The following is a 20,886-nucleotide window of genomic DNA, read 5'->3' on the forward strand; positions in this document are numbered from 1 at the left end:
GCCATCGATGGGCCTACCGGTTCGCGTCGCGGAAAATCGAACTGACATCGCCGGCCAGCTGGAACGTGGCGCCGCCGCGCACGAACACCTTGAAGCCGGTGGCGAGGTCCGCGGCCGCGCGCACTTCCGGCGCCGTGAGGATCGCGCGATATCCCACCAGCGCGTGCGGCAAACCCAGGTGTCGTTGCACATCGGGACGCAGCTGGCGGTCCAGTTTTTCGACCTGGATGGTGCGCCGCCCCAGCTTCACGCAGATTTTCCCGGGCAGCGCTCCACTTTCGTCAATCGCCCATCCCCGAATGACCAGCTGGCCGCCGCTATCCATGGCCACGTCATCGACGAAGCCGACCGGATCCCAGCGATTGCGCTGCGTGCCCCCCGCGCGGGCATCCATGGGCGCATCCAGCATCGACAGGTAGAACGCCTCGGCGCGTTCCGCCATGGCTGCCTCGGGCAGTGGTGCCTGACCGACCCGCTCCCAGCGCAGTTGCACCGGGAAATAGCCGCGGTCTTCAAGCAGCCGTTCTATCTCGCCCTGGTGCGCCGATGGGACATAGACATCCAGCGCCACGTCGCCGCCGTTCGCCTGGCCGAGCCACAATGCGAGCAGGTCGCCACCCAGCCCCTGCGCGAAGATGCGCTGGATGGTCTGGTCGAGGTGGAACGGCGAGTAGTCTTCCTTGATCGCGGTGCGCAACGCTTCGGAAGCTTCCATCTTGCCCTTCGCGACCAGCCCGATCTGCTCGTCCCCGGACACGACCGGAATGTCGGCGCGTGGAAATAATCCGGACGCAATGCTGCTCTTGCCGTAGCCGGGAGGCTGCATCAACAGGTACGCCACCGGCCGGCGGCGACTGATGTGCACCACGTGGCGGGCCACCGGATCCCCGTCCTGCTGGATGCTCGGGCCCATCCACTTCCACGCGTAGCCGGAAAGCACCTCGCGCAGCATGGGCATGCTGGGGAACGCGCGCTCGTCGATGCCGCGCTTGACGTCGATCCATTCGGCCTTGCGCGACGACGCGATCCCGAGCTCGAGGACCAGCGTGCCGCTGTCGGAGAGACGCTCGACCAATGCACGGATCAGGGCTGGCTGGTCATCAGCATAGTGCAGCGCGGACGCCAGCAGGATGACGTCGAAAGGACCCTCGGGCAATTGCTCCCAGCCCTGCTGCCGGAATTCGCATCCCGGAAACCGCTGGCGTGCCCGCTCGATGAAGCGCTCCGAGTGGTCGACGCCGACAACCCGGGCCGCCCCCTGGAACTGGGCAAAGCCGCAGAAGAACCCTTCGTTGCAGCCGACATCGAGGAACGAGCGCCCTTCCAAGCAGGGCAGCCGCAGGGCCTTAAGCTTGTCCAGCGTCCGCGAGTCGCCGGCAGCGCCTGGGAAGGATTGATATTGGGCCATGCTCCAAAGGATTCCTCATTTACCCGCTGGAGGCCAGACGGGGGAAAGGGTTTACGAAGCGGCCCGCAGCAACGCCGCGACCGACCCTGCGATCCGGAGCGGCGCACTGGCATGTTCCGGGGATTCGCCACCGAGAACCTGCACGTCCGCGCCCAGTTCCGAGAGCCGGGACATCCCGGGAACCGCGATCGTCGCGCGGAAGCCACAATTGTCACTGCTGAGGCCGAAATGGCGCATGACGTCAGGACGTCGCATGCGCTCGATCGTGTCGGCGCCATAGCGCTGACCATCGACCTGCAGCGCCAGGCCGCCAGGCACCGCGCCTTCGGTATCGATGAACCAGCCCCGGATCACGCAGGTATCGCGCTCCAGGAGGATTTCCTCGACTGCGCCGAAGATCTGCGCGCCGCCCGATGCCGGCTGCGCTTCCGGTTCAATCAGCTCGCCGGTCCGCAACTTGGCCAACAGCTCGTGGTAATACTTGAGCGAAGCGGTGATGTCCCCGGAATATACGAGCCGACCGCGCTCCAGCACGATGCCGCGGTTGCAGATGTCGCGCAGCAAACCGGTGCTGTGGCTCGCCAGCACGACGATCTTGCTGCCGCCGACCCGGCTTTGCATCCTCTCCTTGGCCTTGCGCATGAAGTCTGCATCGCCAGCGCCGACCCATTCGTCCATCAGCATGATGTCGTGCTGGACGCACGTGGAGATCGCGAAGCCCAGGCGCATCTTCTGTCCGGATGAGAGCGTGCGCAAACGATGATTCACCTTTTCCCCGAGACCCGAAAACTCGAGGATCTGCCCGATCTGGTCGCGCAGGAACGACGCCTTCTGCCCCATCGCGATGCCGCGCAGGTAGATGTTCTCCCGCACCGTCGCCTCACCGTTGAAACCCAGCGACATGTTCAGCAGCGCCTGGCAACTCCCTTCGACCGTCAGCTTGCCCTCGCTGGGCTGGTAAACATGATTCAGTACGCGGAGCAGGGTCGATTTCCCGGCACCGTTGCGGCCGAGGATGGCCAGCCGGTCGCCCTCGCGCAGTTCGAAACTGATGTTGTCGAGCAGGCGCAGCAGCTTCCGCTTGGGCGGGTCGAATGCGGCACCGAGAAACAGCCCGCCCCAGCCCGACGACTCCCTGTCGCGCTGCAGGAAGGCAGGGACGTCGAGGCTGAGCCGGTCGGCGCGTATGCGTGCGCCCATGGTCAGATCCATAGCGGCACGAAACGTGCGTAGCGCCGGTAGGCGAACGTCGCCACCAGCAGGCCGACCACGGTGATCACGCCGACGTACCACAGCGATAGCGGCTCGATCTGGTTGCCCATGATCGGCGCGCGGAAGATCTCGACGAAATGGTAGAACGGGTTGAAGCGCATCAACTGCCCGCGCAGGCTTCCGGCCGGCATCATTTCCGAATACCAGATGATCGGTGTGAGCAGGAACATGAAGATCGAGACGTTGGCCAGCAACTGGCCGAAGTCCGAGAATCGCGCGCCAAGCAATGCGAACACGGCCGACATCCACAGCGCGTTGATGTAGATCAGCAGCAGCGTGGGAATGGCGAGCAACAGGCCGATAGGCGAAACATGGCCCCACATCACCATCGTCACGATGACGGCGGGCAGGTACATGAGCAGGTCGAAGAACGATTTCGCCAGCGACTCGAGCAGGAAATCGGTCAGCCGCATGTGGCCGTCCATGATGAACGAGAAGCTGCCGTGGAAGACGTTCGCGCTGCCGATGATGTTCGACATCAAGGTCCGGAATACCATCGCGCCGAGCGCCACATGGACGTAGAAATCCTCGTTTACACCACCGCGCATGCTGGCGAAGAACGTGCCGAGGCCGAAGACGTAGACGATCGACGGCATGAGCAGCCACAGGATGCCGAAACGCGACCGGCGCGCGCGCACCATGATGTCGAGCCAGCTGGTCAGCGCCCAGAATTCGGGGTTGCGGAAGCTTTCGCGGAGCTCGCGCCAGAAGGCGCCCGGCGCTTGTTGCGTTCCATGCGCCTCTGCACGAATGGACACCTCCTGCAACGTGCCGCTCACGACAGCGCGGCATCCAGGTCGGCGCGCAGGTCTTCGATCGACTCCACCCCCACGCTCAACCGCACCAGCTCGTCGCCGATCCCCAGCCGCACCCGGTTCTCCACCGGCACGCTGGCGTGGGTCATCACCGCTGGGTGGTTGACCAGGCTTTCGACGCCGCCCAGCGATTCGGCCAGGGTGAACAGCTCGGTGCGTTCGCAGAAGCGCTTCGAGGCCTCGAAGCCGCCCTTGACGCGGATCGAGAGCATGCCGCCGAAGCCGTCCATCTGCCGTTTCGCCAGCGCGTGGTGCGGGTGCGTCGCGAGGCCGGGGTAGATCACTTCATCGATCGCCGGGTGCGACGCCAGGAATTCCGCCAGCGCCTGCGCGTTCTCGCAGTGCGCCTTCATCCGCAGGTGCAGCGTCTTCAGCCCGCGCAGGGCCAGGAAGCTGTCGAACGGCCCCTGCACGGCGCCGGCCGAGTTCTGCAGGAAGGCGAGCTTCTCGGCCAGCTCGGCGTTGTCGCCGACCACCAGCATGCCGCCGACCATGTCGGAGTGGCCGTTGAGGTATTTGGTCGCCGAATGCATGACGATGTCGGCGCCATGCTCGAGCGGGCGCTGGAGGATCGGCGAGGCGAAGGTGTTGTCGGCCACCATCAGCACACCGTGCTTCTTCGCGATCGCGGAGATGGCCTTGAGGTCGACGATCTTCAGCAGCGGGTTGGTCGGGGTCTCCACCCAGACCAGCTTCGTCTTCGGGCCGATCGCGGCCTCGAAGGCGGTCGGGTCGGTCAGGTCGACGAAGCTGAAGTCCAGCCCTGCGCTGCGCCGGCGCACGCGTTCGAACAACCGGTAGGTGCCGCCGTAGAGATCGTCCATGGCGATCACGTGGTCGCCGCTGTCGAGCAGTTCCAGCGCGGTCGCGGTGGCGGCCATCCCCGAGGCGAAGGCGAAGCCGCGGGTGCCGCCTTCCAGCCCGGCCACGCAGCGCTCGTAGGCGAAACGGGTGGGGTTGTGGGTGCGGGAGTACTCGAAGCCCTGGTGCACGCCCGGGCTGGCCTGGGCATAGGTCGAGGTGGCGTAGATGGGCGGCATCACCGCGCCGGTGCTGGGGTCCGGCGCCTGTCCGGCGTGGATGGCCTTGGTGCCCAGGCCCCAGTCGGGGGAGCCGGCCGGGACCGCGCCGTTGTCGTTGTTCATAAAGCCCGTCGATTCAGCCGATGCAACCGTGAATTCTAGCATCGCGAGGGCGACCGGCCGCCCTCGCCCGCCGCTGCGCCGGCCGCTTACTGAACGCGGCGGCGCAGGTAGTTCAGCAAGTCGATCCGGGTGATCAGGCCGAGGAAACGGTCGCCGTCCATGACGATCGCCACCTGGCCGCGGTCGAACACCGGCAGCAGGGCTTCGATCGGCGACTTCACGTCGATGACCTCCAGCTTGCTGACCATCGCGGTGCCCACCGTGTCGCGGAACCGGGCCTCGTCGCCATAGACGTGCAGCAGCACGTCGGACTCGTCGAGGATGCCGACGATGCGGTCGCCGTCCATCACCGGCAGCTGCGAGATCTCGTACAGCTTCATCCGCTGGTAGGCGGTGACCAGCAGGTCGTTGGGGCCGACCACCACGGTGTCGCGCTGCGAGTACGGGCGCAGGATCAGGTCGCGCAGGTCGCCGTGCTGTTCGCGTTCGAGGAAGCCGTTGTCGAGCATCCAGTAGTCGTTGTAGAGCTTGGACAGGTACTTGTTGCCGGTGTCGCAGACGAACAGCAGCACCTTCTTCGGCGTGGCCTGCTCGCGGCAGTACCTGAGCGCGGCGGCCAGCAGCGTGCCGGTGGACGAGCCGCCGAGGATGCCCTCGGCCTGCAGCAGTTCGCGCGCGGCGAGGAAGCTTTCCTTGTCGCTGATCGCGTAGGCCTTCTTCACCCGGGAAAAGTCCGAGATCGTCGGCAGGAAGTCCTCGCCGATGCCCTCGACCATCCAGCTGGCCGACTTGTCGCTGAGCGTGCCCTCGTTGATGTATTCGGCGAGGATCGAGCCGACGGGATCGGCGAGGATCATCTCGACCTCCGGCGCGCTCTTCGCGAAGCAGCGCGACAGCCCGGTCATGGTGCCGGAGCTGCCGCAGCCGAACACCACCGCGTCCACGCCGCCCACCTCGGCCATCTGCCGCAGGATTTCCGGCCCGGTGCCGTGCTCGTGCGCCGCCGGGTTGTCGGGGTTGCCGAACTGGTTGATGAAGTAGGCGCCGGGCGTCTCGCCGGCGATGCGCTCGGCCAGGTCCTGGTAGTAGTCGGGGTGACCCTTGGCGACGTCCGAGCGGGTCAGCACGACCTCCGCGCCCATCGCCTTGAGGTTGAAAATCTTCTCCCGGCTCATCTTGTCCGGCACCACGAGGATCAGCCGGTAGCCCTTCTGCTGCGCCACCAGCGCCAAGCCGATGCCGGTGTTGCCGGCGGTGCCTTCCACCAGGGTGTCGCCGGGCTTGATGTCGCCACGCTTCTCGGCGGCCTCGATCATGCTCATGCCGATGCGGTCCTTGATTGAGCCGCCCGGGTTCTGGTTCTCCAGCTTCAGGTACAGCTCGCAGACGCCGGCATCCAGGCGCTGGGCCTTGACGATGGGCGTGTCGGCGATGAGTTCGAGGACGGAAGCGTGGATCGGCATGTTGCGCTCGCGGAGAAGGCACGGAGCGCGATTATCGCATCGTCCCGGGCCTGGCCGCGGCCGACGACCGGCAGGCCCGGGGGAGCTCGCGGACGGCGACGACCGACGAGGATGGCCGCCGCCGCCCGCGAATGGGACGGTGTTTGCGTCAGTGCTGCAGTGACTCGAACAGACGCGAGAGGCGATCCTTCGCGGCCAGCTTTTGCCGCTTCATCTGCAGCAAGGTGGTGTCATCCATCGGAAGCACGCCAAGCTCGGCGTCGAGGACTTTCTTGTCCAGTTCCTTGTGGTGGTGATAAAGCTGGCGGAATTCCGGGTTCGCCTTGAACAGAGCGTCGAGTTCGGACTGCGGTTGCCCTTCAAACATGGAAGCCTCCTTCAGCGCAAAAACGAACGCCCCGGGCGTGGGCACGGGGCGTTCCGGGGATCGTCGAGCAGGGCGAATGGCACGGGCACCTTCTTCGGGGCACCGGGCCGGAAACCACTTCCGGCGGCGGGCTCCCTCGGGTTGTGCGGATGGATCATTTCGTCGCGGCTCTGGGTTCTGCCAAACGGCCTTGATCGGGAATGATCGACCGCTTGGATACCCGACCCTACTCCCCCATTCCGGGGGGGGCAAGCGTATGGCGCAAGCGCCTGATTCCCCTGGGGTGAACCCTGGGTCTGGCGCCCGGAATTGCGCCCCGGGCCGCCTTCACCCGCGCCAGAAAAACATGCAAGCGACTGAATTTTAACGAATATTTACCAAGCCCCGCCCAGCCATCGCTCAGGGCTTGTCGCTTCCGGATTTGGCGGGCGCCGGTGGCGCTTCGCCTATGAGCTCGGCCTCCTGCCGGGCCAGTTCGGCGGCACGCTGGCGGGCGGCGCGCAGCTTCGCCGCCTGGCCGCTGGCGACGCTGTCCAGCGCGCCTTCCGCGTCCGCGCGCGCAGCCGCGTCCGCGTCGGCCTGCTCGCGCAGGCGCGCCGCTTCCTCGGCCTGGATCTGGGCCTGGATGCGCAGGCGCTCGGCCTCCTGGCGGGCACGGGCGGCGTCGCGGCGGCTGGCTTCGACCAGCAACTCGCTGCGCTCGCGATCGAGCCGGTCGATCTCGCGCTGGACCACCGCGACCTGCGCGGCGACCTCGGCGGTTTCCACCCGGGCCTGCGCCACCTTCAACGCGGCTGGGCGGCGCGAACTGCGCGCTTCCCCGAGCACCTGCACGGCCTGCCTGGCCTGCAACCGCTCGTAGGCGGCCACGCTGGTCGTGGCCGGGTCGGCATCCAGCGCCTGCAGCCGCTGCGCCAGGCCCAGCATCTCCGGGTTGTCGGCCGCGTGCGTGAGCGGCGCGACGAGCAGCAGCGCGGCAAGCCCGATCGAAAGGAGCCTCATTGTCCGTCCTCCATGCCCAGGCGCTGCCTGAGCTGGCTGATCTCGGCGCGACGCTGCGCCAGTTCGGTGTCGGCGACGGCCTTGCGGCTGCGCGCATGGGCCAGGTCGGCGACCGCGGCGGCCTGCACCGCCAGCGAACGCGCGTCGTCCTCGCGCCCCTGGGCCATGGCCGTCTGCGCCAGCTCCAGCGCGCGGCGCGCCTGGGACAGTTCGTCGGCGGCGTACTGGTCGGCGTCGGCGTCGCCGGCGCGGGTGACGGCCTGCTGGGCGGCCGCCAGTTCGCCAGTCGGCGGCGGCAGGCTCGCGCAGGCCGTGAGCGCCAGCACGATTGCGAACATCGGTACCTGCAGGGCCGATCTGATTTGTGCGAAGCTTGTGGCCATTGGGGGGTCGCGCTCCCGGGGATCCGCGGCCATTGTCATCAGCATCCGGCGGAATCGCAACGATTCCTCGCCTGGCAGTGGGGGTTCGCTCATGGACATCGGCTATTTCCTGAAGCTGATGACGGAAAAGAACGCGTCGGACATGTTCCTGACGACCGGCGCGCCCGTGTACATCAAGGTCGAGGGAAAACTTTACCCGCTCGGCAACACCGGCCTGCCCACCGGCATGGTCAAGAAGATCGCCTACTCGCTGATGGACGAGGGCCAGGTACCGCAGTTCGAGCGCGACCTGGAGCTGAACATGGCGCTGTCGCTGGCGGACTCGGGGCGCTTCCGCGTCAACGTGTTCAAGCAGCGCGGCGAGGTCGGCATGGTGATCCGCGCGATCCGCAGCACCATCCCCAGCATCGAGGAGCTGCAGCTGCCGCAGGTGCTGAAGGAAATCATCATGGCCCCGCGCGGGCTGGTGCTGATCGTCGGTTCCACCGGTTCGGGCAAGTCGACCACGCTGGCGTCGATGATCGACTACCGCAATTCGAGCACCTCGGGCCACATCCTCACCATCGAGGACCCGATCGAGTACCTGCACCGGCACAAGAAATCCATCGTCAACCAGCGCGAGGTCGGCCTCGACACGCACGCCTTCCACAACGCGCTGAAGAACGCGATGCGCGAAGCGCCGGACGTGATCCTGATCGGCGAAATCCTGGACGCGACCACGATGGAGGCGGCGATCGCGTTCGCCGAAACCGGCCACATCTGCCTGGCGACGCTGCACTCCAACAACGCCGACCAGACCATCGAGCGCATCCTCAACTTCTTCCCCGAGGCCGCGCACAAGAACGTGCTGATGAACCTGGCGCTCAACCTGCGTTCGGTGGTGTCGCAGCGGCTGGTGGTCGGCACCGACGGCCGCCGCATGCCGGCGACCGAAGTGCTGATCAACACGCCGGTGATCCGCGACCTGCTGCGCCGCGGCCACGTGCACGAGGTCAAGCAGGCGATGGAGGAATCGCTGGAGGAAGGCATGGAGTCCTTCGACCAGTGCCTGTTCCGGCTTTACAAGGAAGGCAAGATCGAGCGCGAGACCGCGCTGCGCGCCGCCGACTCGCGCGATGGCCTAGCCCTGAAGTTCCGCTTCTCGGAAGGCGGCACCGGCGAACACGACCCGTATGCGGACGTGTTCGAAGGCGGCAATTCGGCGTAGCGGACGACACGAGCCTGGGCAGCGGTTCTAGGGTGCGTCCGGCTGGCGCTCCGGACGCGCGGCGTCGAAGGCAGGCAGTGCAAGGCAGGCCTGTTCGATACGCACGATCGTGGGGTATGGCGTGAGATCGACGCCGAACCGGCGCGCGTTGTAGACCTGCGGGACCAGGCAACAGTCGGCGATGCCCGGGGCGACGCCGTCGCAGAACTCGCCGGTCGAAGGATGGTGCTGCAGCAGGGACTCGAACGCCGCGAACCCTTCCTGCATCCAGTGCCGCGTCCACACGTCGCGCTCCGGCTGGGGTACGCCCCAGTCATGCTCCAGGTACTGCATCACCCGCAGGTTGTTGAGCGGATGGACATCGCAGGCGATCAGCTGCGCCAGCGCGCGCACCCGCGCGCGGTCGCGCGCGGTGGCCGGCAGCAAGGGCGGCGTCGGCCACATCTCGTCGAGGTATTCGAGGATCGCCAGCGACTGGCGCAGCACGCGCTGGCCATGCTGCAGCACCGGCACCAGCTGCTGCGGGTTGACCTGCGCGTATTCCGGCCGGTGCTGCTCGCCGCCGTCGCGCACCAGGTGCACCGGCGCGATGTCGTACGGCAGGCCCTTGAGGTTCAGGCCGATGCGCACGCGATAGGCGGCACTCGACCGCCAGTACGAATGCAGGCACAGCCGGTCTGCCGTCATCGCGTCGCTCCCCCCGGTACGACCGCGCGTCCGCGCGGAAACGAACACCTTAGCGTGCGCGTCTTGCGGCCGGAAGACCGCCCGTCGCAGCAGGCGGCCCATTCGGCCGCCCGATCGTGCTTCAAGCCTCCGGCACCGGCTGGCGTTCGATGCGCTGCTCGATGGCACCGAAGATCGAGCGACCCTCGCCGTCGAGGATCTCGATGCGCACCGTATCGCCGAACGACATGAAGGGCGTTACCGGCTTGCCCTGCTCAAGGGTTTCGACGGTGCGCTTCTCGGCGAAGCACGATGCGCCGAGGCTTGTGTCCTCGTTGGCGATCGTGCCGGAGCCGACGATGGTGCCGGCGACCAGCGGCCGCGTCTTCGCCACGTGCGCAACCAGCTGCGCGAAATCGAACTGCATGTCCACGCCCGCCTCGGGCGCGCCAAACCACTCGCCGTTGACGTGGGTGAGCATCGGCAGGTGCAGCTTGTTGCCGCGCCAGGCATCGCCCAGTTCGTCGGGAGTGACGAACACCGGCGACAGCGTCGAGCGCGGCTTGGACTGCAGGAAGCCGAAGCCCTTGGCCAGCTCGCCCGGGATCAGGTTGCGCAGCGAGACGTCGTTGACCAGCCCGACCAGCTGGATGTGCGCGGCAGCCTGCGCCGGCGTCACCGCCATCGGCACGTCGTCGGTGACCACCACGATCTCGGCTTCCAGATCTATGCCGTAGCCTTCGTCGACCACCTTGACGTTGTCGCGCGGGCCGTTGAAACCGGCGCTGGTGGCCTGGTACATCAGCGGGTCGGTGTAGAAGCTCTCCGGCACCTGCGCGCCGCGCGCGCGGCGCACGCGCTCGACGTGCGGCAGGTAGGCGCTGCCGTCGACGAACTCGTAGGCGCGCGGCAGCGGTGCGGCCAGCGCGGCAATGTCGAGGTCGAAGGCGCCGTCGGCAGTCCCGTCGTTGAGCGCATCGGACAGCGCGACCAGCCGCGGGGCGATGTTCGACCAGTCCTCGAGCGCCTGCTGCAGGGTCGACGCGATGCCGGTGGCGCGCACCGCCTGCGACAGGTCGCGCGAGACGACAACGAGCGTGCCGTCGCGGCCGCCTTCCTTCAGGGAACCAAGTTTCATCGGGACTCCGCGGATCGTGTTCGGGAAATCGTTTCGATTGTAACTTTTGCCGGCAAGGCGTGATGCGATTGCGGGAAGGGCGAGGGAGCGGCCATGGCCGCGATTGAGATTCGGCGCGAGGATCGCGGCCATGGCCGGCTCCCACTGCCGGCGTCCTTTCGTCGTCCAATCCGCGGTGGTTCGATTCCCTGCACAGCAGCAGGCGCGGGCCTGCGGGCTTCGCTCAGTCGTCGCCCTGGAACCCGCCTGCGCGCCAGGTCAGTACCAGCGTGTCACGATGACCACCGCCCTCGCCGTCGGGCTGGATCGGCGTCGACTCGTGGATCACCCGCGCGTCGTCGAGCAGCAGCAGCGACCACGGCTGCTCCAGCGTGAAGCGCTGCCCGTCGGGGCCGTTGGCGTCGAACACGCGCGTCTCGCCGCCATGGATGCCGCTGCGGTCGACGACCAGCACGGCGACGAAATCGACACCGTCGCGGTGCGCGCCTTCCGGCGTCGGGCGGCCGATGCCGTCGCTGGTGTCGATGCGGAACTGGTGCGCCTCGACGTACCAGGGCCGTGCTTCCGCCAGCCGCGAGACCTGCGCCGAAAGCCCGAGCAGCAGCCGCGACCACGCCTCGCTGCCGGCCACCGCGTCCTCGATCGGCTCGAACCAGCGCCGCAAGCCGCCGTGCAGCGCGTTGTAGTCCTTCGACTGCCAGTGCGCGCGGTGCGGTGCGCGCTCGAAGCGGCCGCCGTCCACCACGAAGCACGCATGCCGCCGGCGGCGATAGCTGCCGCCGTCGAGCAGGTATTCGTCGGGCGGCAGGTCGTCCCAGCTGTGTTTCAGCGCGTCGAGTCCGGCCAGCGGCACGCCGCACAGTGCGACCACCGCATCCGGGGCGAACACCGCATAGCCGTGTTCGCGCATCGCCGGCACCAGAGCTTCGGCAGACGTGGATGGAGCGGGAAAGATGGCGACCATGGGCAGCCTCCAACGGCCGGGGTCCGGAAATGCGCAAGCCCGCTCGGGGCGGGCTTGCGGTGTCCTGCTTTGCCGGTGCCGACCGCGCAACCGCGGCAACACCGGTGGATTTGGCAGCCCCGGAAGGATTCGAACCTCCGAATGCCTGAGTCAGAGTCAGGTGCCTTACCGCTTGGCGACGGGGCTATGGGACGGATTGTAACGCCGGAACCAGGCGAGGTCCCGGCATCGCATCGACCTCGAAAACCCGCTGGCGCAGCCTGCGGGCCTTCGCGGCGATTGTCCTTAACGCTTCGAGAACTGGGTGGCGCGGCGTGCCTTGTGCAGGCCGACCTTCTTGCGCTCGACCTCGCGCGCGTCGCGGGTCATGAAGCCCGCCTTGCGCAGCTCGCCCTTGAGCGACTCGTCGTACTCGACCAGCGCGCGGGCGATGCCCAGGCGGATCGCACCGGCCTGGCCGGTGGTGCCGCCGCCGCTGGCGGTGACGAGGATGTCGAAGCTCTCGGTGTTCTTGGTCAGCTCGAGCGGCTGGCGCACGATCATGCGCGCGGTCTCGCGGCCGAAGAACTCGTCGAGCGGACGCTCGTTGACGGTGATCTTGCCGGTGCCGCGGCGCAGGAACACGCGGGCAGTGGAGGACTTGCGACGGCCGGTGCCGTAATTTTGGGAGATGGCCATGAGTTAGATATCCAGGACTTGCGGCTGCTGGGCGGCGTGCGGGTGTTCGGCACCCTTGTAGACCTTGAGCTTCTTGTACATCGCGCGGCCGAGCGGGTTCTTCGGCAACATGCCCTTGACGGCGGTCTCGATGACGCGCTCCGGGTGGCGCTGCAGCGCCTGGCCGAGGGTTTCGCTCTTGAGGTTGCCGATGTAACCGGTGAACCGGTAGTACATCTTGTCGGCCAGCTTGTTGCCGGTGACGTGGATCTTCTCGGCGTTGATCACGACGATGTAATCGCCGGTGTCGACGTGCGGGGTGTAGACCGGCTTGTGCTTGCCGCGCAGGCGGTGCGCGAGTTCGGCACTGAGGCGACCGAGGGTCTTGCCGGTGGCGTCGACGACGTACCAGTCGCGCTGGACGGTCTCGTTCTTGGCGGTGAAGGTTTTCATGGCGAAACTCTGGGTTCTCGGTCGGTGGTCGGGCTGATTCCGGCGCGCGTTGGCGGCGGAATTTTGCCTCGCGATGTCGATTGCGGGACGAAAGAGGCGGAATGATACCGGCCCGGCCCGGCCGCCGCAAGTCGCCACTCCGCCGCCGCCATGCCACCCGGCCACGGCTGGCGCCGCTGGCCCGGCGCGGCGAGAATGGCCCCGTCGGCTGCATCCGCCAGGCCATCCCCGCCGTGCAGCGCCCGGACGCCCCCTTCGCCGACCGAGCCACGCCATGTCCACGACCCGCCTGCAGCACCCCCTCGACCGTTTCCTGGACGAGACCCAGCGCGCGCTGGAAACCGTCTTCGGCAACCCGCCCGCGGCCCGCGACAACCCGGCCGGCGACACCCCGGAAGTCGCCCTGGACGACCACGAGCGCCGCCACGCCGCCGGGCTGATGCGCATCAACCATGTTGGCGAAGTCTGTGCCCAGGCCCTGTACGTGGGCCAGGCCGCCGTCGCCCGCGACCCGGCGACGCGCGCGCATCTCATGGAAGCCGCCCAGGAAGAAACCGACCACCTGGCCTGGTGCGCCGATCGCCTGCGCGAGCTCGACAGCCGCCCCAGCCTGTTCAACCCGCTCTGGTACGCCGGCAGCTACGCCATCGGCACGCTGGCCGGCCTGCGCGGCGACGGCTGGAACCTCGGCTTCGTGGTCGAAACCGAACGCCAGGTCGAGGCCCACCTCGACGAACACCTGCAGACCCTGCCCGAAGCCGATCTGCGCAGCCGCGCGATCCTGACCACGATGAAGGCCGACGAGGCGCGCCACGCCGACAACGCGGAAGCCGCCGGCGCGCGGATCCTGCCGCAGCCGATTCCCACGATCATGGCCGCCGCCTCGAAGCTGATGAAGACGGTGGCCTACCGCCTGTAGGAGCGCTCCAGGAGCTCGCGGCTGAAGCCGCTCCCACCAAAGCAGGTCGGGTCAGCTCGCGGACACCAGCTTGAGCCCCACCACCCCGGCGATGATCAGCGCGATGCACGCCAGCCGCGCCGGCGAGGCGCTTTCGGAAAACAGCACCATGCCCAGCGTCGCCACGCCGACCGCGCCGATCCCGGTCCAGATCGCGTACGCCGTGCCTACCGGGATCGTGCGCAGTGCCTGGGTCAGCAGCCACAGGCTGATCGCCGCGGCGATGCCTGTCCCCAGGCTCGGCCACAAGCGGGTGAAGCCATCGGTGTACTTCAGGCCGATCGCGAATCCGATCTCGAACACGCCGGCCAGCAACAGGTAGATCCAGGCCATGACGGCCTCCTTGGGTTATCGATCCAAAAGAAAAACGGCCCGGGCTTTCGCGCCGGACCGTCGTCGGTCTGTGTTACCACGGCGGAAGGTCCGCCGCGCGCGGGTCGTCCCGCGGGAATCTCGTTGCACGCAGCCTGCCACCGCGCACCCGAACCAGATGTAACCGCCGGCGCTATTCGACCAGGTTGCGGCCGTGGAACAGCTCCTCGATCTCGCGCTTGAGCAGCGCCTCGATCTTCATCCGCTCCTTGAACGACAGGTTGCGCGCCTTTTCCTCGAACAGGTACTGGTCCAGGTCGAAGTCCTTCAGGTGCATCTTGGTGTGGAAGATGTTTTCCTGGTAGACGTTGACGTCGAACATCTCGTAGCGGGCCTTGATGTTCTTGGCCAGGAAGTCCTGGATCGAATTGATCTTGTGGTCGATGTAGTGCTTCTTGCCCTTGATGTCGCGGGTGAAGCCGCGCACGCGGTAATCGGCGATGACGATGTCCGACTCGAAGCTCTCGATCAGGTAGTTCAGCGCCTTCAGCGGCGAGATCACGCCGCAGGTGGCGACGTCGATGTCGGCACGGAAGGTCGCGATGCCCGCCTGCGGGTGCGTTTCCGGGTAGGTGTGGACGGTGATGTGGCTCTTGTCCAGGTGCGCGACCACGGCGTCGGAGATCACGCCCTTCGCGTCCGCCTTGTCGATCACCGGCTGCTCGGAGATCAGGATCGTCACCGAGGCGCCCTGCGGATCGTAGTCCTGGCGCGCGATGTTGAGGATGTTGGCGCCGATGATCTCGGCCACGTCGGTGAGGATCTGCGTCAGCCGGTCGGCGTTGTATTCCTCATCGATGTACTCGATGTAGCGCTGGCGCTCGTCGCCGGACACGGCGTAGCACACGTCGTAGATGTTGAAGCTCAGTGCCTTGGTGAGGTTGTTGAAACCCTGGAGCTTCAGTCGCGGCAGCGGCTTGACCACGGCGGTCATTCCTCTCGGATTCGATGGGCGAAAGGCGAATTATGCGCCCATCCGGCCCATCTCCGTAAAGGCCCGCGTTTGCCGGATGAACAGAGACCGCCTACTCTTGGTCATTCCCCCTTGACGCCGCTCATGAATCCGACATCCGTGGCCCTCATCAATCCCTACTACCGAAGCAGCTCCAATCCCCTGGTGCCCTCGGGCGCCACCATCGAGCGCCTGCTGGCCCACTGCCACCGCCGTCGCTACCCGACGCGGACCGACGTGTTCCGCCCCGGTGATCCGGCCGGCACGCTGTACTACATCATCAGCGGCTCGGTCAGCATCATCACCGAGGAAGACGACGGCCGCGAGCTGGTGCTGGGCTATTTCGGCCCCGGCGAGTTCGTCGGCGAGATGGGCCTGTTCATCCAGTCCGACGTGCGCGAGGTGATCCTGCGCACGCGCGTGCAGTGCGAACTGGCCGAGATCAGCTACGAGCGGCTGTACCAGCTGTTCGAAGGCTCGCTGATCGGCGATGCGACGCAGATCGTCTACGCGATCGGCTCGCAGCTCTCGCGCCGGCTGCTCGACACCAGCCGCAAGGCCGGGCGCCTGGCCTTCCTCGACGTCACCGACCGCATCACCCGCACCCTGCACGACCTGACCCGGGAACCGGAGGCGATGAGCCATCCCGACGGCACCCAGCTGCGGGTCTCGCGGCAGGAGCTGGCGCGACTGGTCGGCTGCTCGCGCGAGATGGCCGGGCGGGTGCTGAAGAAACTACAGGCCGACGGCAAGCTGCACGCGCGCGGCAAGACCGTCGTGCTGTACGGGACGCGCTGACGGGCCACCGCCCGCGCGTTGCACCGCACGATGTCGAGCCACTTCGCACCGCGCGGACCGCTTCCCGACGCCGACCTGCGCAGCGCAACCCTGATCGACGCCGACGATGTCGCCGACCTCCTCGGCGAACTGGGCTATCCCTGCGATATCCGCGAGGCGGCCGAACGCATCGCCACCATCATCGACAACGACCGCCAGGCGCTGGTGGTCGCGCGCTGCGAAGGCCGCGTCTGCGGCCTGGTGGCGCTGGACTTCATGTACTACCTGCCGTTGGGCACCACCACCTGCCGCATCACCGCACTGGTGGTGACGCCCGACGCGCAGGGCCGGGGGCTGGGCCGGCAGCTGCTGCGCGAGGCCGAACGCCGCGCCCGCGCCGGCGGCGCCGCGCGGCTGGAGCTGACCAGCGGTTCGCAGCGCACCGATGCCCACGCCTTCTACCGTGCCTGCGGCTACGGCGACGGCACCGTGCGATTCATCAAGCGCCTCGGCGCCGCGTAGGAAGGATCCAGGCCCGCGACAAACAGGCCTGCCGACAAGCGGGGGCGGATTTCACGGCTTCATGGTGACTGCCGGCTCCGCCTGCGCTGCGGCCAAGGTCGAACCTCGGCGCCGACGCAGCCGGCGGGGGCCCGGGAACGCCGTTTCCTCCCGCCTAACCGCTTCCTAACCCTTCACCGGCCCGTGTGGTCTAAAACGGCCCCACGACACGCCCGTGGAGCACGCGATGGACCTCGGTGGCGACTTCATGCTGTTCATCCTGATCGGCCTGTTCGCGCAGCTGGTCGACGGCGCGCTCGGGATGGCCTACGGGCTGGTGTCCTCATCGATCCTGCTGGCCCTGGGCCTGCCGCCGGCCGCGGTCAGCGCCAGCGTGCATACCGCCGAGGTCTTCACCACCGGCGTGTCCGGTGCGTCGCATGGCCTGCTCGGCAATATCGATCGGCGCCTGATGCTGCGGCTCGCGGTGCCGGGCGTGATCGGCGGCGTGATCGGCGCGTACGTGCTCACGCAGTTGCCGGGCGAGGCGATCCGGCCGTTCGTCTATGCCTACCTGCTGGTGCTGGCGCTGCTGATCCTGCTGCGCGCGGTCGGGCGACGGATCCCGCGCAACGAGGTCAAGCGCGTGGGCGTGCTCGGCTTCTTCGCCGGGTTGCTCGATGCGATCGGCGGCGGCGGCTGGGGGCCGATAGCGACCTCGACGCTGCTGGCGAAGGGCGGCGAAGTGCGCACCAGCATCGGCACGGTCAGCGCCTCGGAATTCGTGGTGACGCTGGCGATCTCGATCACGTTCCTGCTGACCGTGGGCGTGAGCCACTGGCGGATCGTGCTCGCGCTGCTGCTCGGCGGCGTGGTCGCGGCGCCGCTGGCGGCGATGCTGGTCAAGCACCTGCCCGAGCGCGCCGTGCTCGGCGCCGTCGGTGCGCTGGTCCTGGGGATCAGCGTCTTCCAGATCTCGCACGCGCTGGCGGGCTGAGCCCGCTCAATCGCCGTTGCCGGCCACGGGGGCGCCGGCGCGATCCACGCATCCCCAGTTGAGGATCGGCGTGCCGGGCGGCAGTTCGCGACGAAACGCATCCACCGCGCCCGCCTTGGGGTTGACCACCACCGGCGCGTCCGCCGCGCGCAACAGCGGCAGGTCGGCGCGGCTGTCGCTGTAGGCGATCGCGATGCGGTCGTAACCGGCGTCCCAGATCATCCGCATCTTGTTCGCGGCGTGGCAGTGCTGGTCGGTGATGAAGCCGCCGAGGAACGGCTTGCCGAGGCTGCCGATGACCGGCAGTCCCTCGTGGGCGACGAAGTCGAGGATCGCGCGCGCCAGCTCCGGCGGCGCGCCGGTGGCCACCAGCACCCGGTCGCCCTGGCTGCGATGGCGATGCAGCACCTTCAGCGCCTCCGGCAGCAGGCGCGCGCGGATGTCGGCGGTATTGGCTTCCACGTAGCGATCGATCAGCGCGTCCATCGCCGCGCGCCCGTGGGTTCCAAAGGTGGCGATCCACAGGAAGCCGGAGATGCCGCGCCGGCGCGTCGGCAGCCACGCCACCATCGGCAGCAGCACGGGCGCGGCCAGCAGCGCGGCCAGCTTGCGCAGCCAGTGGCGGCGGATCAGCCACAGCACCAGGTGGCTGCCTGAGTCGCCGTCGTAGAGCGTGTGGTCGAAATCGAACACCACCAGTGGCCGGTACGGCACCGCAACTTCCTCAAATGCGCCCATGGACCCCGCTCACTCCGCGAAGAACAGCCGCCGCAAGGCGGTGCCGGGATCGGGTTCGCGCATGAACGCCTCGCCGACCAGGAACGCGTCGACCCCGGCCGCGCGCATGCGGCGCACGTCGGCGGGGACGAGGATGCCGCTCTCGGTGACCAGGCGCCGGTCGCCCGGCACCGCGCCCTTCAGCGCCAGCGTGGTGTCGAGCGAGACGTCGAACGTGCGCAGGTTGCGGTTGTTGATGCCGAGCAGCGGCGCGGGCACCTGCAGCGCGCGCTCCAGTTCGGCCATGTCATGCACCTCGACCAGCACGTCCATGCCCAGGTCCAGCGCCTGCCCGGAGAGCCCTGCCAGGCGATCGTCGTCGAGCGCGGCGGCGATCAGCAGGATGCAGTCGGCGCCCAGTGCGCGCGCCTCGACCACCTGGTAGGGATCGACGATGAAATCCTTGCGCAGCACCGGCAGCGCGCAGGCCGCGCGCGCCTGTTGCAGGTAGGCGTCGGCGCCCTGGAAGAAATCGACGTCGGTGAGCACCGACAGGCAGGCCGCGCCGCCGGCCGCGTAACTGCGGGCGATGGCGGCCGGATCGAAGTCGGCGCGGATCACGCCCTTCGACGGACTGGCCTTCTTCACCTCGGCGATCACCGCGGCGTCGCCGGTGGCAACCTTCGCCTCGATCGCGGCGGCAAAGCCGCGCACCGGTGGCGCATCGGCCGCACGCGCGGACAGTTCGCGCAGCGGCAGCCGCGCGACGCGTTCGGTGATTTCCTCGTGCTTGCGCTGCACGATCGCCTGCAGCACGTCCGGGCGAGCGCCCGCTGACTGTGTCATTACACCTGTTCCTGGTCCTGCGGCAGCGGCATGCCGGGCCGCCAATCGATGGCGCGCAGTGTATCGAGCAACGCCACGACTTTGGCGCGCGCGCCCAGTTCGTGCACCGGCAACACCACCAGGTCGCCGTCGCGCGCCCATTCCAGCGGCCGCCGCGCGGCCTCGACCTCGTCGAGCCGGGTCTCGATCGCGGCATCGGCGACCCCCGCCTCGAGAAGCGCCTCGCGCATGATCCGCGCGATGTCGCCGGACGCGCGGCCGCGCTCGTAGCCACCGATGTCCTTGAGCACCACCAGTTCCGGGCCGAAGCCGGCCGCGGTGGCGGCGACCGCGCGCAGGTCGGCATCCTCGCGGTTGCCAGCATGGCCGAGGATCACCGCCAGCCGGCCGTCGCGCCGGTCGGCGCCGACCGCGTGCAGCAGGCCGAGCAGACCGTCCGGGTTGTGGGCGTAGTCGACGTAGACGTCGAGCGCGCCCAGGCGCCAGTGCTGCAGGCGCCCGGGGTTGTCGTCGTGCCCGCTGCCGAAGCGCGCCAGGGTCTCGGCGATCGCTTCCGGGGAAATGCCGAGCGCACGCGCGGCGAGCGCGGCGCCGGCGGCGTTGGCGACGTTGTAACCGGCGCGGCCGCCGAGCGTGAGCGGCATGGCCTCGATCGCGCCAAGGTCATGTTCGGCAGAACCATCCGACAGCAGCAGGCGACCGTTGCGCACCCCGCACGTGGCGCCGCCGCGCACGCGATGCGCGACCGGCAGCGACGCGTCGAAATCCTGCACGAACCAGCCGACCGGGCATGCCAGCGTTTCCGCCTGCCGGCGCAACACCGTGTCGTCGCCGTTGAGCACCAGCAGCCCGTCGTCGCCGATCGCGCGGGCGATGGTGAGCTTGGCCGCCGCGAGGTCGTCGAGGTCGTGCACGCCGTACTCGCCGAAATGGTCGGCACTGACGTTGGTGACCACCGCGACGTCCGCGTGGCACAGCGCCAGCCCGCGCCGCAGCATGCCGCCGCGCGCGGTTTCCAGCACGGCCGCCTGCGCCTGCGGCTGCCGCAGCGCGGTGCGTGCGCCGGTGGGGCCGGAATAGTCGCCCGACTCCAGCGCCCGGCCGTCGAAGAACACGCCGTCGGTGCAGCTGTGCGCGGTATGCCAGCCGTGCGCGCGCGCCATCGCCGCCAGCAGGCGCACGGTGGTGGTCTTGCCGTTGGAGCCGGTGACCAGCGCGGTGGGGATGGCGTGCAGCGCGGGCCAGTCGATACTGGCCGGATCGGGCAGCGCATCGACCGGCCAGGTGCGGCTGCCGGCGCCGGCGCCGATCGAAACTTCGTCGTCGTCGGGCAGGCATGGCAGGCCATGCGCGGTGGCCGCGGCCTGCAGCGCGACGAGCGCGGGGTTGGCTTCGGCGGCGGCCAGGGCGCGCAGCGTGTGCATCGCCGAATCGATGTCCCAAGCTGCCGCATGGCCGGGCGCGTGGTAGTGCCGCCCCTGTTCTTGATTTTCCCTTCTCCCCCCGGGGGAGAAGGAAACGGCATTCCACCACGCCCACTCGTTGACCTCGGTGGCCGCATAGAGCTGGTCCAGGGGCGCGGCGAAGGCGAGCGAGACGCCGCTGCGGTGGCGGCGCACGACCACTTCGCCGTCCGGCCAGCCGAGCGCGGTACGCGCGGCGGCGATGTTGCCGCGCCAGCGAGCCAGTGTCGCATCGTCGAACGCGAGACCGGGAGCCGCCTCCAGCCCTGCACCGGTTCCCGCGAAATGGAAGTTGCAGCCGGTCAGCCGGCGTGAGTCCTCGAACGGCTCGGCCGCGGGATCGAACGCTGTGGTCATTCCCGC

General features: G+C 68.2%; 23 protein-coding genes and 1 tRNA gene. 5 read left to right on the forward strand and 19 right to left on the reverse strand.

All coding sequences use genetic code 11. The features are described 5' to 3' along the window. Nucleotides 1–13 precede the first annotated feature (13 nt). The 8 genes from ACTJIL_RS12590 to ACTJIL_RS12625 all read right to left on the reverse strand — a co-directional run bounded on the left by ACTJIL_RS12590 (nucleotide 14) and on the right by ACTJIL_RS12625 (nucleotide 7,810). A complete protein-coding gene (locus tag ACTJIL_RS12590) occupies nucleotides 14–1,408 on the reverse strand; it encodes a class I SAM-dependent methyltransferase (RefSeq protein WP_440755968.1) in 1,395 nt (464 codons plus the stop codon). A 51-nt stretch (nucleotides 1,409–1,459) separates the two neighbouring features. After that, nucleotides 1,460–2,608, reverse strand: coding sequence for an ABC transporter ATP-binding protein (locus ACTJIL_RS12595; RefSeq protein WP_440755969.1), 1,149 nt, complete (start codon nucleotides 2,606–2,608; stop codon nucleotides 1,460–1,462). A gap of 2 nt (nucleotides 2,609–2,610) precedes the next feature. Beyond that, nucleotides 2,611–3,438 (reverse strand): ABC transporter permease, encoded by an 828-nt coding sequence (locus tag ACTJIL_RS12600; protein ID WP_440755970.1) that lies wholly within the window; start codon nucleotides 3,436–3,438, stop codon nucleotides 2,611–2,613. A gap of 17 nt (nucleotides 3,439–3,455) precedes the next feature. Next, a complete protein-coding gene (locus ACTJIL_RS12605; protein WP_440755971.1) occupies nucleotides 3,456–4,640 on the reverse strand; it encodes a cystathionine gamma-synthase in 1,185 nt (394 codons plus the stop codon). A gap of 86 nt (nucleotides 4,641–4,726) precedes the next feature. Then, nucleotides 4,727–6,103, reverse strand: a complete 1,377-nt coding sequence (locus ACTJIL_RS12610; protein WP_440755972.1) for a pyridoxal-phosphate dependent enzyme — start codon at nucleotides 6,101–6,103, stop codon at nucleotides 4,727–4,729. Nucleotides 6,104–6,251: 148 nt separating this feature from the next. After that, nucleotides 6,252–6,470, reverse strand: a complete 219-nt coding sequence (locus ACTJIL_RS12615) for a YdcH family protein (RefSeq protein WP_440756616.1) — start codon at nucleotides 6,468–6,470, stop codon at nucleotides 6,252–6,254. Nucleotides 6,471–6,869: 399 nt separating this feature from the next. Continuing rightward, entirely contained in the window at nucleotides 6,870–7,472 is a 603-nt protein-coding gene (locus tag ACTJIL_RS12620; protein WP_440755973.1) for a hypothetical protein, read from the reverse strand. After that, complete coding sequence (locus ACTJIL_RS12625) at nucleotides 7,469–7,810, reverse strand: DUF4398 domain-containing protein (protein ID WP_440755974.1); 342 nt, start codon at nucleotides 7,808–7,810, stop codon at nucleotides 7,469–7,471. The genes ACTJIL_RS12620 and ACTJIL_RS12625 overlap by 4 nt, the downstream gene beginning before the upstream one ends. A 136-nt stretch (nucleotides 7,811–7,946) precedes the next feature. On the opposite strand from ACTJIL_RS12625, the gene ACTJIL_RS12630 reads away from it, so the two are divergent. Beyond that, nucleotides 7,947–9,062 carry a PilT/PilU family type 4a pilus ATPase gene (locus tag ACTJIL_RS12630; protein WP_440755975.1) on the forward strand — a complete coding sequence of 372 codons (1,116 nt, stop codon included), beginning with the start codon at nucleotides 7,947–7,949 and terminating at the stop codon, nucleotides 9,060–9,062. 27 nt (nucleotides 9,063–9,089) lie between these two features. Here ACTJIL_RS12630 and maiA read toward each other — a convergent pair whose 3' ends face one another. The 6 genes from maiA to rplM form a co-directional block, all read right to left on the reverse strand. Further along, a complete protein-coding gene (gene maiA, locus ACTJIL_RS12635; protein WP_440755976.1) occupies nucleotides 9,090–9,749 on the reverse strand; it encodes a maleylacetoacetate isomerase in 660 nt (219 codons plus the stop codon). A gap of 121 nt (nucleotides 9,750–9,870) precedes the next feature. Beyond that, the gene (locus ACTJIL_RS12640; protein WP_440755977.1) at nucleotides 9,871–10,866 is read right to left on the reverse strand and encodes a fumarylacetoacetate hydrolase family protein; all 996 of its coding nucleotides are present in this window, start codon (nucleotides 10,864–10,866) and stop codon (nucleotides 9,871–9,873) included. A gap of 223 nt (nucleotides 10,867–11,089) precedes the next feature. Continuing rightward, entirely contained in the window at nucleotides 11,090–11,830 is a 741-nt protein-coding gene (locus ACTJIL_RS12645) for a 2OG-Fe dioxygenase family protein (protein ID WP_440755978.1), read from the reverse strand. Between the two features lie 111 nt (nucleotides 11,831–11,941). Further along, a tRNA-Gln gene (locus ACTJIL_RS12650) sits at nucleotides 11,942–12,016 on the reverse strand. Nucleotides 12,017–12,115: 99 nt separating this feature from the next. After that, complete coding sequence (gene rpsI, locus ACTJIL_RS12655) at nucleotides 12,116–12,508, reverse strand: 30S ribosomal protein S9 (protein ID WP_440755979.1); 393 nt, start codon at nucleotides 12,506–12,508, stop codon at nucleotides 12,116–12,118. A 3-nt stretch (nucleotides 12,509–12,511) separates the two neighbouring features. Further along, entirely contained in the window at nucleotides 12,512–12,940 is a 429-nt protein-coding gene (gene rplM, locus ACTJIL_RS12660; RefSeq protein WP_440755980.1) for a 50S ribosomal protein L13, read from the reverse strand. 274 nt (nucleotides 12,941–13,214) lie between these two features. On the opposite strand from rplM, the gene coq7 reads away from it, so the two are divergent. Beyond that, a complete protein-coding gene (gene coq7, locus ACTJIL_RS12665; protein WP_440755981.1) occupies nucleotides 13,215–13,859 on the forward strand; it encodes a 2-polyprenyl-3-methyl-6-methoxy-1,4-benzoquinone monooxygenase in 645 nt (214 codons plus the stop codon). Between the two features lie 51 nt (nucleotides 13,860–13,910). Here the strand turns inward: coq7 and sugE are convergent, their stop codons facing one another. Further along, a complete protein-coding gene (gene sugE, locus ACTJIL_RS12670) occupies nucleotides 13,911–14,231 on the reverse strand; it encodes a quaternary ammonium compound efflux SMR transporter SugE (protein WP_440755982.1) in 321 nt (106 codons plus the stop codon). A 172-nt stretch (nucleotides 14,232–14,403) separates the two neighbouring features. After that, nucleotides 14,404–15,195 carry an adenosylmethionine decarboxylase gene (gene speD, locus ACTJIL_RS12675; protein WP_440756617.1) on the reverse strand — a complete coding sequence of 264 codons (792 nt, stop codon included), beginning with the start codon at nucleotides 15,193–15,195 and terminating at the stop codon, nucleotides 14,404–14,406. A gap of 132 nt (nucleotides 15,196–15,327) precedes the next feature. On the opposite strand from speD, the gene crp reads away from it, so the two are divergent. The 3 genes from crp to ACTJIL_RS12690 all read left to right on the forward strand — a co-directional run bounded on the left by crp (nucleotide 15,328) and on the right by ACTJIL_RS12690 (nucleotide 17,497). Continuing rightward, nucleotides 15,328–16,020 (forward strand): cAMP-activated global transcriptional regulator CRP, encoded by a 693-nt coding sequence (gene crp / locus ACTJIL_RS12680; protein WP_440755983.1) that lies wholly within the window; start codon nucleotides 15,328–15,330, stop codon nucleotides 16,018–16,020. Nucleotides 16,021–16,050: 30 nt separating this feature from the next. Then, nucleotides 16,051–16,521, forward strand: coding sequence for a GNAT family N-acetyltransferase (locus ACTJIL_RS12685; protein WP_440755984.1), 471 nt, complete (start codon nucleotides 16,051–16,053; stop codon nucleotides 16,519–16,521). A 226-nt stretch (nucleotides 16,522–16,747) separates the two neighbouring features. Beyond that, complete coding sequence (locus tag ACTJIL_RS12690) at nucleotides 16,748–17,497, forward strand: sulfite exporter TauE/SafE family protein (RefSeq protein ID WP_440755985.1); 750 nt, start codon at nucleotides 16,748–16,750, stop codon at nucleotides 17,495–17,497. Between the two features lie 6 nt (nucleotides 17,498–17,503). On the opposite strand, the gene ACTJIL_RS12695 is transcribed toward ACTJIL_RS12690, so the two are convergent. The 3 genes from ACTJIL_RS12695 to ACTJIL_RS12705 are packed head-to-tail and all read right to left on the reverse strand — an operon-like array spanning nucleotide 17,504 to nucleotide 20,880. Further along, entirely contained in the window at nucleotides 17,504–18,235 is a 732-nt protein-coding gene (locus ACTJIL_RS12695) for a haloacid dehalogenase-like hydrolase (protein ID WP_440755986.1), read from the reverse strand. 9 nt (nucleotides 18,236–18,244) lie between these two features. Further along, complete coding sequence (gene trpC / locus ACTJIL_RS12700; protein ID WP_440755987.1) at nucleotides 18,245–19,060, reverse strand: indole-3-glycerol phosphate synthase TrpC; 816 nt, start codon at nucleotides 19,058–19,060, stop codon at nucleotides 18,245–18,247. Further along, nucleotides 19,060–20,880, reverse strand: a complete 1,821-nt coding sequence (locus ACTJIL_RS12705; RefSeq protein WP_440755988.1) for a Mur ligase family protein — start codon at nucleotides 20,878–20,880, stop codon at nucleotides 19,060–19,062. Before ACTJIL_RS12705 ends, trpC begins: the two co-directional genes overlap by 1 nt. Nucleotides 20,881–20,886: the final 6 nt, after the last annotated feature.

Source organism: Luteimonas sp. 22616 (genome assembly GCF_052044325.1).
In the GTDB taxonomy this organism is placed as follows: Bacteria; Pseudomonadota; Gammaproteobacteria; order Xanthomonadales; family Xanthomonadaceae; genus Luteimonas.

Coding starts and splice junctions, on each gene's coding strand:
- ACTJIL_RS12590 (WP_440755968.1), bottom strand. CDS start 1,408: ATGGCCCAATATCAATCCTTCCCAGGCGCTGCCGGCGACTCGCGGACG.
- ACTJIL_RS12595 (WP_440755969.1), bottom strand. CDS start 2,608: ATGGGCGCACGCATACGCGCCGACCGGCTCAGCCTCGACGTCCCTGCC.
- ACTJIL_RS12605 (WP_440755971.1), bottom strand. CDS start 4,640: ATGAACAACGACAACGGCGCGGTCCCGGCCGGCTCCCCCGACTGGGGC.
- ACTJIL_RS12610 (WP_440755972.1), bottom strand. CDS start 6,103: ATGCCGATCCACGCTTCCGTCCTCGAACTCATCGCCGACACGCCCATC.
- ACTJIL_RS12615 (WP_440756616.1), bottom strand. CDS start 6,470: ATGTTTGAAGGGCAACCGCAGTCCGAACTCGACGCTCTGTTCAAGGCG.
- ACTJIL_RS12620 (WP_440755973.1), bottom strand. CDS start 7,472: ATGAGGCTCCTTTCGATCGGGCTTGCCGCGCTGCTGCTCGTCGCGCCG.
- ACTJIL_RS12625 (WP_440755974.1), bottom strand. CDS start 7,810: ATGTTCGCAATCGTGCTGGCGCTCACGGCCTGCGCGAGCCTGCCGCCG.
- ACTJIL_RS12630 (WP_440755975.1), top strand. CDS start 7,947: ATGGACATCGGCTATTTCCTGAAGCTGATGACGGAAAAGAACGCGTCG.
- maiA (WP_440755976.1), bottom strand. CDS start 9,749: ATGACGGCAGACCGGCTGTGCCTGCATTCGTACTGGCGGTCGAGTGCC.
- ACTJIL_RS12640 (WP_440755977.1), bottom strand. CDS start 10,866: ATGAAACTTGGTTCCCTGAAGGAAGGCGGCCGCGACGGCACGCTCGTT.
- ACTJIL_RS12645 (WP_440755978.1), bottom strand. CDS start 11,830: ATGGTCGCCATCTTTCCCGCTCCATCCACGTCTGCCGAAGCTCTGGTG.
- rpsI (WP_440755979.1), bottom strand. CDS start 12,508: ATGGCCATCTCCCAAAATTACGGCACCGGCCGTCGCAAGTCCTCCACT.
- rplM (WP_440755980.1), bottom strand. CDS start 12,940: ATGAAAACCTTCACCGCCAAGAACGAGACCGTCCAGCGCGACTGGTAC.
- coq7 (WP_440755981.1), top strand. CDS start 13,215: ATGTCCACGACCCGCCTGCAGCACCCCCTCGACCGTTTCCTGGACGAG.
- sugE (WP_440755982.1), bottom strand. CDS start 14,231: ATGGCCTGGATCTACCTGTTGCTGGCCGGCGTGTTCGAGATCGGATTC.
- crp (WP_440755983.1), top strand. CDS start 15,328: ATGAATCCGACATCCGTGGCCCTCATCAATCCCTACTACCGAAGCAGC.
- ACTJIL_RS12685 (WP_440755984.1), top strand. CDS start 16,051: ATGTCGAGCCACTTCGCACCGCGCGGACCGCTTCCCGACGCCGACCTG.
- ACTJIL_RS12690 (WP_440755985.1), top strand. CDS start 16,748: ATGGACCTCGGTGGCGACTTCATGCTGTTCATCCTGATCGGCCTGTTC.
- ACTJIL_RS12695 (WP_440755986.1), bottom strand. CDS start 18,235: ATGGGCGCATTTGAGGAAGTTGCGGTGCCGTACCGGCCACTGGTGGTG.
- trpC (WP_440755987.1), bottom strand. CDS start 19,060: ATGACACAGTCAGCGGGCGCTCGCCCGGACGTGCTGCAGGCGATCGTG.
- ACTJIL_RS12705 (WP_440755988.1), bottom strand. CDS start 20,880: ATGACCACAGCGTTCGATCCCGCGGCCGAGCCGTTCGAGGACTCACGC.